1 protein-coding gene is annotated in these 376 nt (G+C 43.1%); it reads right to left on the bottom strand.

Annotated features, from left to right (window positions below):
- Positions 1-376 (bottom strand): RNA-guided endonuclease TnpB family protein (locus tag KNO94_RS15505; protein ID WP_214781054.1); only part of this gene is annotated, 376 nt, incomplete at both ends.

A 376-nucleotide genomic window follows, 5' to 3' on the forward strand; every position in this document is an offset into this window, starting at 1 on the left:
TTCGGATATTCATCGCACCAACTACATCTCGATGTTTATTAAATCCGCAAGAACACGAATAGGTACGGTCTTTCGCTTTATTCCGACTCTCGCAAGAAGGGCATGTTTGAGATGTATATGCAGGATTGACATATTCAATCTTGATCCCTTCTAGTTTCGCCTTGTACTCGATAAATAATACCAAGCGATAGAACGACCATGTATGCAGATTCTTATTGTGTTGACGGCTTGTTCTTGCCGTCTGTCGGATGTTCGCTAGCTTCTCTAGGCGAATGACAGAAATGTTGTTCTCTTTTGCGAAGTCGACGATCTCACGGCTCACCTTGTGATCCTTGTCTTTCATCCAACGCTGTTCCTTGTTGTCCAGTTTCTTGAT

Source organism: Exiguobacterium sp. s22, from assembly GCF_018617455.1.
Lineage (GTDB): Bacteria > Bacillota > Bacilli > Exiguobacteriales > Exiguobacteriaceae > Exiguobacterium.